This is a genomic window from Pedobacter gandavensis (assembly GCF_014172405.1).
GTDB classification, from domain to species: Bacteria; Bacteroidota; Bacteroidia; order Sphingobacteriales; family Sphingobacteriaceae; genus Pedobacter; species Pedobacter gandavensis.
In genome coordinates, this window is record NZ_WNXC01000004.1 from 421,565 (window position 1) to 434,153 (window position 12,589).

The following is a 12,589-nucleotide window of genomic DNA, read 5'->3' on the forward strand; positions in this document are numbered from 1 at the left end:
TATTTTTTATTTATGCGTAGAAGCGTAAGTTTGGATGATGCTGAAACCTGCTTCATCAATAGCGTAAGTCAATTTATCGATTTTCGAAGTTAAGATGTTGTACATGATAATCGCGAAAGTAGAAGTACCAATACCTGTAGCTGTGTTAATCAAAGCCTCAGAAATACCAGTTGCTAATGCCGCTTGATCCGGAGCACCAGAGTTAGCTAAACCACCGAAGGCCTTGATCATACCTGTTACTGTTCCTAATAGACCTGTTAATGTACCTACTGATACTAATGTTGCAATTACAGTTAAGTTTTGCTCTAACATTGGCATCTCTAAAGTAGTTGCTTCTTCGATATCTTTTTGGATAGCTAAACATTTTTGATCTGTATCCATGTTTGGCTCAACTTCCATCTCTCTGTATTTTTTCAAACCAGATTTGATTACGTTAGCCACAGAACCTTGTTGTCTATCGCATTCAGCCATAGCACCTTCAATGTTGTTTGAGTTTAAAAGTGATTGTACTTTTTTAACGAAAGCATCTAAGCTACCTTTACCAGTTGCTTTACCGATTACGATCATACGCTCGATTGAGAAAACGATAACCATTAAGAACATACCCATTAAGATTGGTACGATAACACCACCTTTGTAAGCCATACCTGCGTAGTTACCTACTTTTGGCATAGTCTCATGCAAATCCGGATCAGCACCGTCAATAAAGTTATCTCTACTACCCAAGACAAACTTGAAAAGACAAATACCGATAATGATACAGATTGGAATTACTAATGTTGCAAATAAATTTGAAGCAGATGATGAGCTCTCTTTTTGAGCTGTTGTTGGTTTTGGTGCGTTTGCCATTTTTTTTTAGTTTTTTAGTTTTTAGTACTCGTGTTTTTTTTAAATTTAGATTATTATTCTGTAATACACACAACGATCATTACAAACAATTGTTGCAAGAACAAATTTATAACTTTGATTTTAATTCCAAATTAAATAATCGTTAGTTTCTTCCCTTGAACTAAGTCTCCCCCCTGTCCGCATCGGCGTATATTAAAAAAGATTGTCCCCTTTCGGAGACAATCATTCACAATTTAAACTAAAAAAAAATTGATATGCAAATTTTAGAGCAAAAAAAAAGCTTTATGAGGCGTTTTCCACAACTTTAGGGAAGGATGCGAGGATTTCAGCACTCGCAAAAGCTTCAAACTGCTTAAAGTTGGCAATAAACTCCTGCGAAAGCTCATTCGCTTTTTGGTCATATTTCTTCTGGTCTTCCCAGGTATTTTTGGGCTGTAATATTTCTGATGGAACCCCTGGACAAGCCTCAGGAATCTGTAAACCGAAAACAGGATCTGCGTTGTAACGCTCTTTTTCGAGTTCACCTTTCAAGGCAGCAGTAATCATCGCTCGTGTGTACGACAATTTCATTCGTTTGCCGACACCATAAGCTCCCCCACTCCATCCAGTATTAACCAACCAAACATTCACATTGTGCTTTCTCATTTTTTCACCAAGCAGTTCTGCGTATTTAGTCGGGTGTAACGGCAAGAATGCCTTTCCAAAACAAGCGGAAAAAGTAACCTGAGGCTCTGTCACCCCAGCTTCTGTTCCAGCAACTTTTGCCGTATATCCAGATATGAAATGGAACATGGCCTGTCCTGGTGTCAACTTAGAAATCGGTGGCAATACTCCAAAAGCATCAGCAGTCAGGAAAAATATATTTTTAGGTACGCCTGCTATAGAAGGCAGGATTGCATTGTCAATATAATGAATAGGGTATGCTACCCTGGTATTCTCTGTTTTCTCCACATTGCTGAAGTCAACCTCACGGCTTCCAGGGAAATAATTAATATTCTCCAAAAGCGAGCCAAATTTGATGGCATTAAAAATCTGCGGCTCCTTTTCTTCCGTTAGGTCCACACATTTCGCATAACAGCCTCCCTCAAAGTTGAAGATCGTGTCTTTACCCCAACCATGCTCATCATCGCCGATCAAGCCTCTTTCCGGATCAGCAGAGAGCGTGGTTTTACCCGTTCCTGATAACCCAAAGAAAATTGCAGTATCGCCATCCTTGCCCACATTTGCAGAGCAATGCATAGAAAGCGTATTTCTTTGTTGTGGTAAAATGAAATTTAAAACAGAGAAGATCCCTTTTTTGATCTCTCCAGTATAACCGGAACCACCAATAAGAATCATCTTTTTAGTAAAGTTTAATAGAGAGAAGTTTCCCTGACGGGTACCATCTACCGCTGGATCTGCTAAAAAGCTTGGTGCAGCGATAATCGTCCACTCCGGACTATCTGGTAAACCTTCCTCCCCAAATCTTAAGAACATGTTATGGGCAAACAAGTTCTGGTAAGCGCTTTCTGTCACCACTCTAATGGTCGTTTTATAACTCACATCAGCGCAGGCATAGGCATCCCTTACGTAGAATTTTTCCTGATTCAGGTGATCAGTAACCTTTTTTAGAAGCGAATCAAAATGTTCAGGGCTAAATTTAATGTTGATATCACCCCACCACACTGTGTCCTCTGTCACCTCATCGCAAACAATAAATCTGTCTTTTGGAGAACGACCGGTAAATTTACCCGTGTCTATTGCCAATGCTCCGGTATCGGCAAGTGTTCCTTCTCCATTTTTTAAGGCCTCTTCAACCAATTGTGATACATTAAGCTGATACAGGGCCTGATCTGAATTTAAATTCAAATACCCCAAATCCGGCTTAAGCGTAAGTGCTTTGCTCATAAATAAATAAGTTAGTGAGACAAAGTTATACAGATAAAAAGGTATTATCAGCGCTTTTGCAGGAAAAATTTTACTTATTGTTGTTGGTACACTAACAATAAATACACTAAAAATCAGCTGATTACAAATCAGCAGCGGCTTTGTTAGCCTCCAGATTTTTTAACTTTATAACCTTCTTTCTGTAAAAGTAACAAGACCTTATCCCTGAAATCACCCTGGATGAGGATCTCGCCGTCCTTAGCAGCACCACCAACACCACATTTAGATTTCAGCATCTTTGCCAAAGTTTCCAGCGCATCAGTACTCCCGATAAAACCGGTGACTAAAGTTACGCCCTTACCTCCGCGATTTTTCCGATCCAACATCACCCTAAGATCTTGTTGATTGGCCGCTAATGGTACATCTTCCACCTCATTGTCCTGCTCATATACAAAAGAAGGGTCTGTAGAAAACATAATACCACCAAAATCATTCAATACTTTCTTTTTCGCTTTCATTGCTGTTTTTTATGAAATGGGAAGCTTTGCAGCTTCATAATCCGGTGTAATGATATTTAAAGATAAAGGCACCATAGAAATGTTCAGTTCTTTACCCATAAAATAAGGCTCGCCATCAATGTGAATTGCATCACTTGCAGCCCGGACAATCTTGATATCCTTTCCTTGAATAATTTCCACCATCGCCGTTTGATCCGCCGTGCCATTCAACATGTGATAGGCCAATAGTGGTATCTTAACCAATGGGAATTTCTTGATGATACACACATCCAATAATCCGTCTGTAATGGATGCATTAGGAGAGATGTGTGCATTGTTACCGTATTGGGATGAGTTTGCGACACTGACCACAAAAGCAGTACGCACATATTCCTTACCATCTATATAAATATGGTAGGTCTGGGGTTTATAATTCAGCATTTCTTTGAGACCGAGTTTCAGGTAGCCAGATAGTCCCCTCGACTTATTCCCAGCGAAAACTGAACTGATGTGCGCATCAAAGCCCATACCTGCCATGTTAAAAAAGCATTTATCGTTAAACCTACCCGTGTCAATCACCCTAACCTTGAAATCATTGATCACCTTAATCGCCTGGATGGTCTTCATCGGAATTTTTAAAAACCTCGACAACCCATTTCCTGATCCAAAAGGAAGTATCCCAAGAATCTTATTTTGCTGCATTACCTTCGTTCCGATCTCATTGATCGTACCATCCCCTCCAACGGCTACAATCACATCGAAATTCTTACTCGCCGCTTCCTCAGCAATCTCTGAAGCATGGCCTACATATTCCGTGAAGCTGTAATTCGCGTTAAACTTGGAACGGTCCAAATGCGCATCGATCAATGCTGGAATTTTCAGCTTGTCCTTTCCTCCCGAAATCGGGTTGATAATAAATAAAATATTAGATTTTGACAAAACAGTGGTTTAAATACGGTACAAAATAATTGATATTTTTTGACTATTTGAATATATATAGTAATTTTGCATCATTAAAGTGGACTGATTTGCGATGCTATCATCAAAAATAGCGGGATTGCAACCACGTAAAAAAAAGTGCTAACCTTATCATACACTTGAATTTACTGCCTGTATTGCAGGATCAGAGGCCATTTTATATAATTGTTTATTACAAAATTAATTATTTAAGATGTCATATTTATTTACATCAGAATCTGTTTCCGAAGGTCATCCTGATAAAATCGCAGATCAAATCTCCGACGCACTAATTGATAATTTCCTGGCTTTTGACGCAGATTCAAAGGTTGCATGTGAAACACTTGTTACAACCGGTCAGGTGATCCTAGCTGGTGAGGTAAAATCAAAGACTTATCTTGATGTACAGCAGATTGCTCGTGATGTCATCAAAAAAATTGGTTATACTAAAAGTGAGTACATGTTTGAGGCCAACTCATGCGGAATCCTTTCTGCAATTCATGAACAATCACAAGACATCAACCAAGGTGTAGATAGAAGCAGCAAAGAAGAACAAGGTGCAGGTGATCAAGGTATGATGTTCGGTTATGCAACCAACGAAACTGAAGACTATATGCCTTTAGCACTTGATCTTTCTCATAAGCTATTACAAGAACTTGCTGAGCTAAGACGCGAAAATAATGAAATTACTTATTTACGCCCGGATGCAAAATCTCAAGTAACACTTGAATATAATGACAACAATAAACCAGTTCGTATTGATGCCATCGTAATTTCGACTCAACATGACGACTTCGACGAAGAAGCGACCATGCTGGCAAAAATCAAATCTGACCTGGTTTCGATCTTAATTCCAAGAATCATTGCTAAATACCCTCAATACGCGCATTTATTTAATGACAAAATTGAGTACCATATCAACCCAACCGGTAAATTCGTAATTGGTGGTCCACATGGTGATACTGGCTTAACTGGTCGTAAAATCATTGTAGATACTTACGGTGGTAAAGGTGCTCACGGTGGTGGTGCTTTCTCTGGAAAAGATCCAAGTAAAGTAGATAGAAGTGCAGCTTATGCAACCCGTCATATCGCGAAAAACTTAGTAGCTGCAGGTGTTGCAGAAGAAATTCTTGTTCAGGTTAGTTATGCCATTGGTGTAGCAAAGCCGATGGGAATTTATATCAACACTTATGGTACAAGCAAAGTAAATAAAACTGATGGTGAGATTGCTTCAATTGTAGAAGGCCTGTTCGACATGCGTCCTTACTTTATTGAGCAGCGTCTAAAACTAAGAAACCCTATTTACAGCGAAACTGCAGCTTATGGCCACATGGGTCGCAAAAATGAAACCGTTACTAAAACTTTCAAAACTCCTTATGGAGAAGAAAAAACTGTAACTGTAGAGCTGTTTACCTGGGAGAAACTAGATTTCGTAGATCAGGTGAAAGCTGCTTTCTCTTTGTAGAACGATAAATCATCATATTGAAAAAGGCGCTATTCCATCAAGGATAGCGCCTTTTTTAATGGCCTAAAGGCCTGTTTTCTGAGAAGACCAGATAAACAAAAAACCATTTCCCTAAACAGATGTTAATTAATGAAACAAACATCAATCATTATGGAACAGCCAGTAGAAATGAATACCCTTAGCCAGATCCTGGAAAAATTAAGACTTAAAGGACTGGACAATGAAGTGAAGATGACAGATCATGGTAAAATGCAAGGTGTTGGTCTCAATAAAATATATAATCCGGAAGATTTATCCATTATAAAAACCTATCGTTTTGAGGGCGATTCTGATCCCGCAGATAATTCTGTGCTTTATATCTTAGAAGATAAAGATGGTCAGATTGGCTATATTCTTGATGCTTATGGCATGTATAGCTCTCAGGAGGACCCGGGATTTGATGACTTCCTGAAAAAGATCCCTACCGCAGACCGGGATCTTCAGGAACTTTTCAGTTAGAAAACCTATTTTAGAAAATATAAGGCCCATCGATTACGATGGGCCTTATTTATACATTTATACTTTTTTATCCATTACACTTATCCAGAATACGATTACCCCATCAATAATCGCTAAAACCAATATTGCCCATTCATATAGTTGCATATATTTATCGTTTTAATAAGTAATAAAAATTAATCCCCTGCCAGGTTTTTATGAGCATAAACTAGATACACGCTAATGTTTAGCTATTTCATAAATACGTAGTGGTTCCACGGCATTCGTTTTAAAATATAAGGTGTCCACCTTTTTCAACGCAACCTTATCGATCTTAATGTAGTCCCCATTTCCTTCGTATAATATAGTCTCCTTACCTTTTTTATCTTTAGAGAAGATGGTTATGGATTCTCTGTTTAGTCTTAAGAGCAGTAGTAAATCTGCCTGCTGAAAGTCTTTTGGCAGATGCACCAATCTTGGCTCATTTTTAGAAAAAGTGCTATATGTAGCCAAATTACCGTCCAAAACATAAACTCCGTTATCTGCTTCATTTTTAGTCCCCACCTCCAATTTAAACATTTTAAGGTATAGATTCTGTGCCTTTTCAGATTTATTCCTAAAACGAATATATCGATCTTTAGTCGCATCAAATGCAGTCGCCAATCCTTTCCCTTTTTTTTCTTCTACCGGCAAAACAACCCAGTTTAGCCCATCCGCAGAGCTTTCAAAGCCTCCCCAATTCGTAAGGGTAGCTGACTCCAGGTTAAACTGTAAGGTTTTAGGCTTTAAATTAGGATGTAGGCGTACGCCAAAGTAATCACCCGCGTTCAGCGTAATCGTCTCCAGTGCAGGTGAAAGCGCCACGCTTTGATTTCCAATTTGCAAGGGCTGACTCTTCAACTTGGCATTGTTCGTATAAAGTGCCGTTTGGTCTGAACTCTGAACTGCTGTTCCCGCAGCTGCCAAACCCTTTCCAGCCGTCATTTGCTGACCTACGGTCAGTAAAACCTCTTTTACGAAAGGTAGCATCACCAATGAGCCTGTTTTAACACCCGGCTGATAGGGATTAAGGTTCATCTTCTGATCCAATTCCGTCATGCTATCCAGGTAACGCTCTGTCGCCAAGTACTTATCCCATGCCGAAACATACGATTTTTTGTTCCAGTCATCTGCCAGGTCCATCACTGCCACACCAGCTTTTCCAAGCAGGTAAAACTGTGCCAACCATGGTGTGATCTGTTCGACCAACCTTTTGTTCTGGCTTTTCAAAGGAATGTCTTTCGACGCAGCGATCATCGCTTCAAATTCCGCTTTAAGTCTTTGCGCATCAGCAGCAGCATATCCCCCTTCTTTTAAAGACTTCAGAAAGGCGGTGGTATAAGGTATCATCTCCACTGACTCCGTTCTTCTGTAACGGTGCCCATTCGGCCCTGGATCACTGTTGTGGGCATTAAACAATTGAAAAGCTTCTGGAGCTTCCGGCATAATATAACGATGCGAAGCTAACCATGCTTGTTCTGGCTGATAACTCTTCATATTCCAGGTATACAATGCCACCCCAAATATGGCCGTTTTAGAAGGCTCTGCTTTATCCATCGGGTTAGACACGAAACCAGACATCTCATTTTGCGCGTCGATATCAATTCCATAAGATGGGCCCATTAATAAGTGATCTCGTACATAATCACTTACCGGGAAATTCCACCATACAAAAGCCGGACGGCGGATGCGTTTATTTACCCATTCCAAACCTTCTTTAGTAATGTCAGCAACTACCGTATTTCCAGTCCACATGATGTGAATCGCCGGATCTAACTTTTCACCCAAAATATCAAGGTAAGTTCCAGGTTTCGGATCAGACCATCCTTTATTATATTCTGTAGGACACATGATCAATGGTGTCACATCCTTTTTCTTATTCACAAACTGGTACTGAATGTAATTCAATAAGCCAGCCTGTTTTGCAGCATCCGTACCCACTCCGGAAATGTCATCAAAGAATACCGCAAATGAACGTACGCCAAGACCATACATCATCTCAAACTTCTTAAGTACCGCTGTACTGTCCTCCAGATTCCATTTGATGTCTTTTCCAGGATGAATGGCCCATACAAAATCAACGTAATTCTTTTTTGCTTCCTGCACCAACAATTTGATATCTGCCTCTTCCTTTTCCGGATAATGTAACCTCCAGTTAGGGGAAGAATGGTAAGGATCATCTTTTGGACCATATATATAGGTATTCAATTTCAGCTGACCATAAAAGCGTAATTGTGCAACACGATCCTGTTGTGTCCATGGATCTCCATAAAAGCCTTCTACTGTACCTCTGAAGGGAACATCTGGATAATCAATCACCTTTATAAAAGGAAGTTTAACCTTCCCATTTGCCAACTGAACTAAGGTCTGCGCTGCATAAAAAGCACCCCGATCATCCGCAGCGGTGATTTGAATACCTGTTTTATTAATGGCTAATTCATAAGCCCCGGAACGCTGGCCGGCAGATTTATTTATTTGAACCTTTACTGGCAATACGTTCTTGCCTCCATCCAATTTTAACACCGTACTTAGCAGGCTTTGTAATTCTGGCTTTACCGATCCTGGTTTTACATAAAAAGCCTGTTCTAAAGAAATCGATCCGGTTTCCGTCACCATTTGATGAGGTTGGGGATAAATCACTACTGGCAGTTCCTGGGCAGTAGCAGCTTTAGTGAGTACACATAAAACAATGGGGATCAGTCGTCTTTTAAAATTTAGCATCATATTCATTCGTTTCTTTAAGCTTGTAAAAAGGGTGTCTTTATCAAAATATGGCCCTAGAGATTTCCAGGGCCATACAATAATAACATTTATCGGTTTACTTTAAGAATTCAACCTCAAATTTCGACAGCCACCCGCTTCCATCTACATCCCATACTGGTTTAATCGGTATTTTTAACCAATAATACAATAACGCAGTCACATCTGGCCCTGCGGTAACTACAGAAATTCCATCCATCGATTGTGGAACTCTGCTTACCGGAATATCTGTACCCAATCCTACCCATCTATATGGACCAGTCATCTTAAAACTATAACCAACAGGTGCTTTATTCACTAACAATGCCCCGGCACCTTCATCTACCGGCCAGAAACCAGTTAAATTAGCATAATTAGGATGTTTGGTAATATCTTGTAATGCGATGTTATTTTTAACGGTGGCATCATCTAAAGCAACGTTAAAATACTGTACATCTCCAATATTAAAATCAAGATTGGTTCCACCATTGTCCTGATTACGATAACCTATTTTCAAAGGCTCGGTAGTCGTTAAATTTAGAGATCCTGAAATATCGGTCGTCCTGTTAAGGACTCCATCTGTATACACTTTGGCCGTTCTTACTGCTCCAACGGTTTTAACGGTGAGTGTTAACGTATGCCATTTCCTATCATTTACAGTAGTTCCGCCCAACAAGCTGGATCCTCCGCCGTTATTCTTACCCCCAATTACCACCTCCCAATTGCCACCATTATAAATCATGGTCCAACCTGTAGTGGCGTGGCCTCCAACATCTGTACTTTTAGAGAAAAAACCTGGCCAGGTGGCATTGTTGTTGAACTTCACTTGTACCTGAGTCGTGAAATCTTTATTGGTCCCGCCATCATACAGGCCGTTGTCTTTTTCAATGACCGCAGCAATTTTTGAGTTATTAAACGCAATGGTATTGAACCCTTTCTTCACCAATGCTTCCGATTTCAGATTTGGATTAGAGCAAACGATAAATCCTGCTTTTGGGCTCGTTTCACTTCCTCCGCGATTTGTAGTCACAATCACCAGCCACTCTTCCTTATTGTACTCCTTACGCTTCTTCAAAGCGTCAAGCACTTCAGCAATATAGCCATCCACTTTAGTCACTGCTGCACTGAAAGTCGGAACATCTGCGGTATAGCCATCTTTTTTACCAGTAGTTTCTACGTCTTGAAAATTTGCTAAAACGACACTTGGATTGGCGTTTTGAAGTACCTTCAGCACAGAGTCTTTTACACTGGCATCATTACCGGCCAGAACGGGCCTTGCCGCTTCATTGAAGTACCTATTCAATGTTGGATTGGAAGTAACAGTAACCGTTGTTAAATCTGGTTTTGTCTCTAAAATCCTATATAAAAAATTTGGATAGATGACAGAAGTCACATGCTCATCCTCATTTGGCGATGGTCGGAAACTATCTGTAAATACGCGATGCTTATTGGAAGATGTACCCGTCATCAAACTTACCCAGGTAGGAATCGTACCAGCATTGACATCCGCAATCACCTCATAATTGTATTTACCATTGGCGATCAGACTTCCAATCGTCGCCGGGTTAATCTTCTTCAGCTCCGCACCAGCCAGTCCATCAATACCGATGATCAAGACCTTCCTGGCATTTGTAGAAGGTAAGGTTCCGTATTCCTCAAAAACCGGAGGAGGATTGTCGTATTTCTTACAAGCAGAAAATAAAGACACAGTGCTCACTGCCAGGCCTAGAAAAAGTGTTTTTATAATATGATTATTCATGTTCTGATTTTCTATAATAATTATCTAATAAGCCCAAGTTCAGCTAATGCTGCGAAGGATGTACCACTATGATTGTTCTTAATCACCAACCTATAATATCTCGCGGTTTTAGCAGCAGGGAAGTTGTAGTTAAATCGACTAAACGCATTCGTCATTACTGTTGAGCCTTCTTTCGTCCAATTCACATTGTCTGTACTGGTGAATATATCAATGTCCTTAGGTCTTTGACTTGCATTATCTCTTGGAACAAAGTACATTCCTTTTGCCAACGTTGGCTCCCCGAAATCATAGGTCAAAGTATATGGCATCGCTCCCAGTGGGGATCCCTGCCATTGTGAATGCCAGAAGGTGTTGTTATTGTTGTCAATCAAATTTTTAGCAAAACCATTCGTTCCTTCCCCTACTCTCTCTTCAGAACTTGCCGTCACTGTAGGTTCGATGATCACCGCTCCAGTACCACCTGTTTTGGTCATTGGGTTATAGGTCCAGATGGTTTTAGTTAATCGGGGATACAATGCCGCTACTTTGCTTTTCATCTGAGGAGTTAAATCAATACCCCAGGCTTCAAAAAACAACTTCAGATCGGTTTTTGCATAATCAGAAAATTTCTCATAAACAAAATCATGCTTTTCAATATCCGTTAATGGGGTACGCGCGGCATGTCTGGCTTCTGTGTATAAATAAGCCATTGCGTCATAGCCATAAAGGTCAAAGATCTGCAGAAAAGGAATAATCCTGTGGAAAGGACCAAATACTGAATATGTATCAAAATTCTTCGCTGTTTTAGAAGCAGCGAAAGCAAGTGCTTCCGTATTTGCATTAGGCATTGCCGGATGCAAGCCTGCATATCCTACTTTATTACGGTTGGCAATTTTAAAACTAAACAAGTTATTCGTCGTTTCACCTAAAGTGCTCCAGCTCCAAAGGCCCTGCTGACAGTTATGGCCAAACTCATGATAAGTTCCCCAATTGCTGCCATTCAATAAAGATTGAAGGTTAGTCATTCCACCAAACCATTCATCGTCCATCGTACCTACAAAAGGAAAACCGCTATGACCATAACCAACCGAAAGTTGAATGTCCAGAATCCCTCTCCATGCACTTTGAGGACTTCTATCTCTGATATCAGCGCTGTTATCAGATAAGCCCATCCAGCCATTGTAATCCAGTTCGAACTTTGCATTCCATTCTGTCATTAATGCCGTTGGATTAGCCACTGGCATTCTCAACAAGAAGCTTCTTGGGATCAGAAATATCACACGCTTACTTCTCATTTCCAGCCAGGGTACAGAAGATTCCTGAACTTTCTTATTCCATTCTGCATCGGTGATTTCTCCCAGTACAAAATCAGGTGCTTTTACCGCTCCGGTAAAAATTAACTCTACCGGTTGGGCAATTGCCACCTGCGCACGGATGTAGATGGTACCACCGTATAGGTTACGCACATAGTTTACACCTGGAAAAAGCTGTTTCACGGTGTATATAATCGGATCTCTTAACAAAGGATCATGACCTGTCAGGTTATCCGTATGGCCACCTACCTGTACGCTTAATCCAGATATTCCAGCAGGAACAACAATCTTAATCAATTCCCCGGCAGGGGCATAATAACCTGTACTAAATTGTGGGCTTGGTGCCACAGAGATTCTCAGGGTCTGTGCCGTAGAAGAAGAAAAATTCAGGTCAAGTTTAACCTTTTCGTTTATCAGGCGAGGCTCTGCCGCATCTACCAATCCAGGGAAAACACGTGCTTTCGCATACATCGAGCGATCTACTCTACTCATTGCGGTATCTACCGTTATCGTTCCTTGTTCATTGCCAGAGGCATCATTGTAACCATCTTTAAACGCAGTACCGTATTTCTTGCAAGAAGGTAAGACTGCCAGTAGCATCAATGCCAATGATGCAGTCAATAAGTTATTACTTTTCATAGCTATAGCC

General features: G+C 40.4%; 9 protein-coding genes. 2 read left to right on the forward strand and 7 right to left on the reverse strand.

Features of this window, described 5'->3' with window-relative positions:
* Positions 1–6 precede the first annotated feature (6 nt).
* From GM920_RS14060 to GM920_RS14075, 4 genes are all read right to left on the reverse strand, one after another.
* The gene (locus GM920_RS14060; protein WP_182958435.1) at positions 7–849 is read right to left on the reverse strand and encodes a MotA/TolQ/ExbB proton channel family protein; all 843 of its coding nucleotides are present in this window, start codon (positions 847–849) and stop codon (positions 7–9) included.
* A 282-nt stretch (positions 850–1,131) separates the two neighbouring features.
* Positions 1,132–2,736, reverse strand: coding sequence for a phosphoenolpyruvate carboxykinase (ATP) (gene pckA / locus GM920_RS14065; protein ID WP_182958438.1), 1,605 nt, complete (start codon positions 2,734–2,736; stop codon positions 1,132–1,134).
* A gap of 143 nt (positions 2,737–2,879) precedes the next feature.
* Complete coding sequence (locus GM920_RS14070) at positions 2,880–3,233, reverse strand: translation initiation factor (protein WP_182958441.1); 354 nt, start codon at positions 3,231–3,233, stop codon at positions 2,880–2,882.
* Positions 3,234–3,242: 9 nt separating this feature from the next.
* Positions 3,243–4,151 carry a diacylglycerol/lipid kinase family protein gene (locus GM920_RS14075; RefSeq protein WP_182958444.1) on the reverse strand — a complete coding sequence of 303 codons (909 nt, stop codon included), beginning with the start codon at positions 4,149–4,151 and terminating at the stop codon, positions 3,243–3,245.
* Between the two features lie 232 nt (positions 4,152–4,383).
* On the opposite strand from GM920_RS14075, the gene metK reads away from it, so the two are divergent.
* Both metK and GM920_RS14085 read left to right on the forward strand, forming a co-directional pair.
* Positions 4,384–5,634 (forward strand): methionine adenosyltransferase, encoded by a 1,251-nt coding sequence (metK, locus tag GM920_RS14080; RefSeq protein ID WP_182958446.1) that lies wholly within the window; start codon positions 4,384–4,386, stop codon positions 5,632–5,634.
* A 129-nt stretch (positions 5,635–5,763) separates the two neighbouring features.
* Positions 5,764–6,132 carry a hypothetical protein gene (locus GM920_RS14085; RefSeq protein ID WP_235964526.1) on the forward strand — a complete coding sequence of 123 codons (369 nt, stop codon included), beginning with the start codon at positions 5,764–5,766 and terminating at the stop codon, positions 6,130–6,132.
* Between the two features lie 219 nt (positions 6,133–6,351).
* Here the strand turns inward: GM920_RS14085 and GM920_RS14090 are convergent, their stop codons facing one another.
* The 3 genes from GM920_RS14090 to GM920_RS14100 all read right to left on the reverse strand — a co-directional run bounded on the left by GM920_RS14090 (position 6,352) and on the right by GM920_RS14100 (position 12,579).
* Complete coding sequence (locus tag GM920_RS14090) at positions 6,352–8,874, reverse strand: beta-N-acetylglucosaminidase domain-containing protein (protein ID WP_182958449.1); 2,523 nt, start codon at positions 8,872–8,874, stop codon at positions 6,352–6,354.
* A gap of 94 nt (positions 8,875–8,968) precedes the next feature.
* Positions 8,969–10,648: an alkaline phosphatase family protein gene (locus tag GM920_RS14095; protein ID WP_182958451.1), complete on the reverse strand. Its 1,680-nt coding sequence runs from the start codon at positions 10,646–10,648 to the stop codon at positions 8,969–8,971.
* 20 nt (positions 10,649–10,668) lie between these two features.
* Complete coding sequence (locus GM920_RS14100) at positions 10,669–12,579, reverse strand: M60 family metallopeptidase (protein WP_182958454.1); 1,911 nt, start codon at positions 12,577–12,579, stop codon at positions 10,669–10,671.
* Between the last annotated feature and the right edge of the window lie 10 nt (positions 12,580–12,589).

Bases quoted from the DNA above. Each gene is read 5' to 3' on its own strand.
- metK (WP_182958446.1), top strand. From the start codon at position 4,384: ATGTCATATTTATTTACATCAGAATCTGTTTCCGAAGGTCATCCTGAT.
- GM920_RS14060 (WP_182958435.1), bottom strand. From the start codon at position 849: ATGGCAAACGCACCAAAACCAACAACAGCTCAAAAAGAGAGCTCATCA.
- GM920_RS14095 (WP_182958451.1), bottom strand. From the start codon at position 10,648: ATGAATAATCATATTATAAAAACACTTTTTCTAGGCCTGGCAGTGAGC.
- GM920_RS14100 (WP_182958454.1), bottom strand. From the start codon at position 12,579: ATGAAAAGTAATAACTTATTGACTGCATCATTGGCATTGATGCTACTG.
- GM920_RS14070 (WP_182958441.1), bottom strand. From the start codon at position 3,233: ATGAAAGCGAAAAAGAAAGTATTGAATGATTTTGGTGGTATTATGTTT.
- GM920_RS14085 (WP_235964526.1), top strand. From the start codon at position 5,764: ATGAAACAAACATCAATCATTATGGAACAGCCAGTAGAAATGAATACC.
- pckA (WP_182958438.1), bottom strand. From the start codon at position 2,736: ATGAGCAAAGCACTTACGCTTAAGCCGGATTTGGGGTATTTGAATTTA.
- GM920_RS14090 (WP_182958449.1), bottom strand. From the start codon at position 8,874: ATGATGCTAAATTTTAAAAGACGACTGATCCCCATTGTTTTATGTGTA.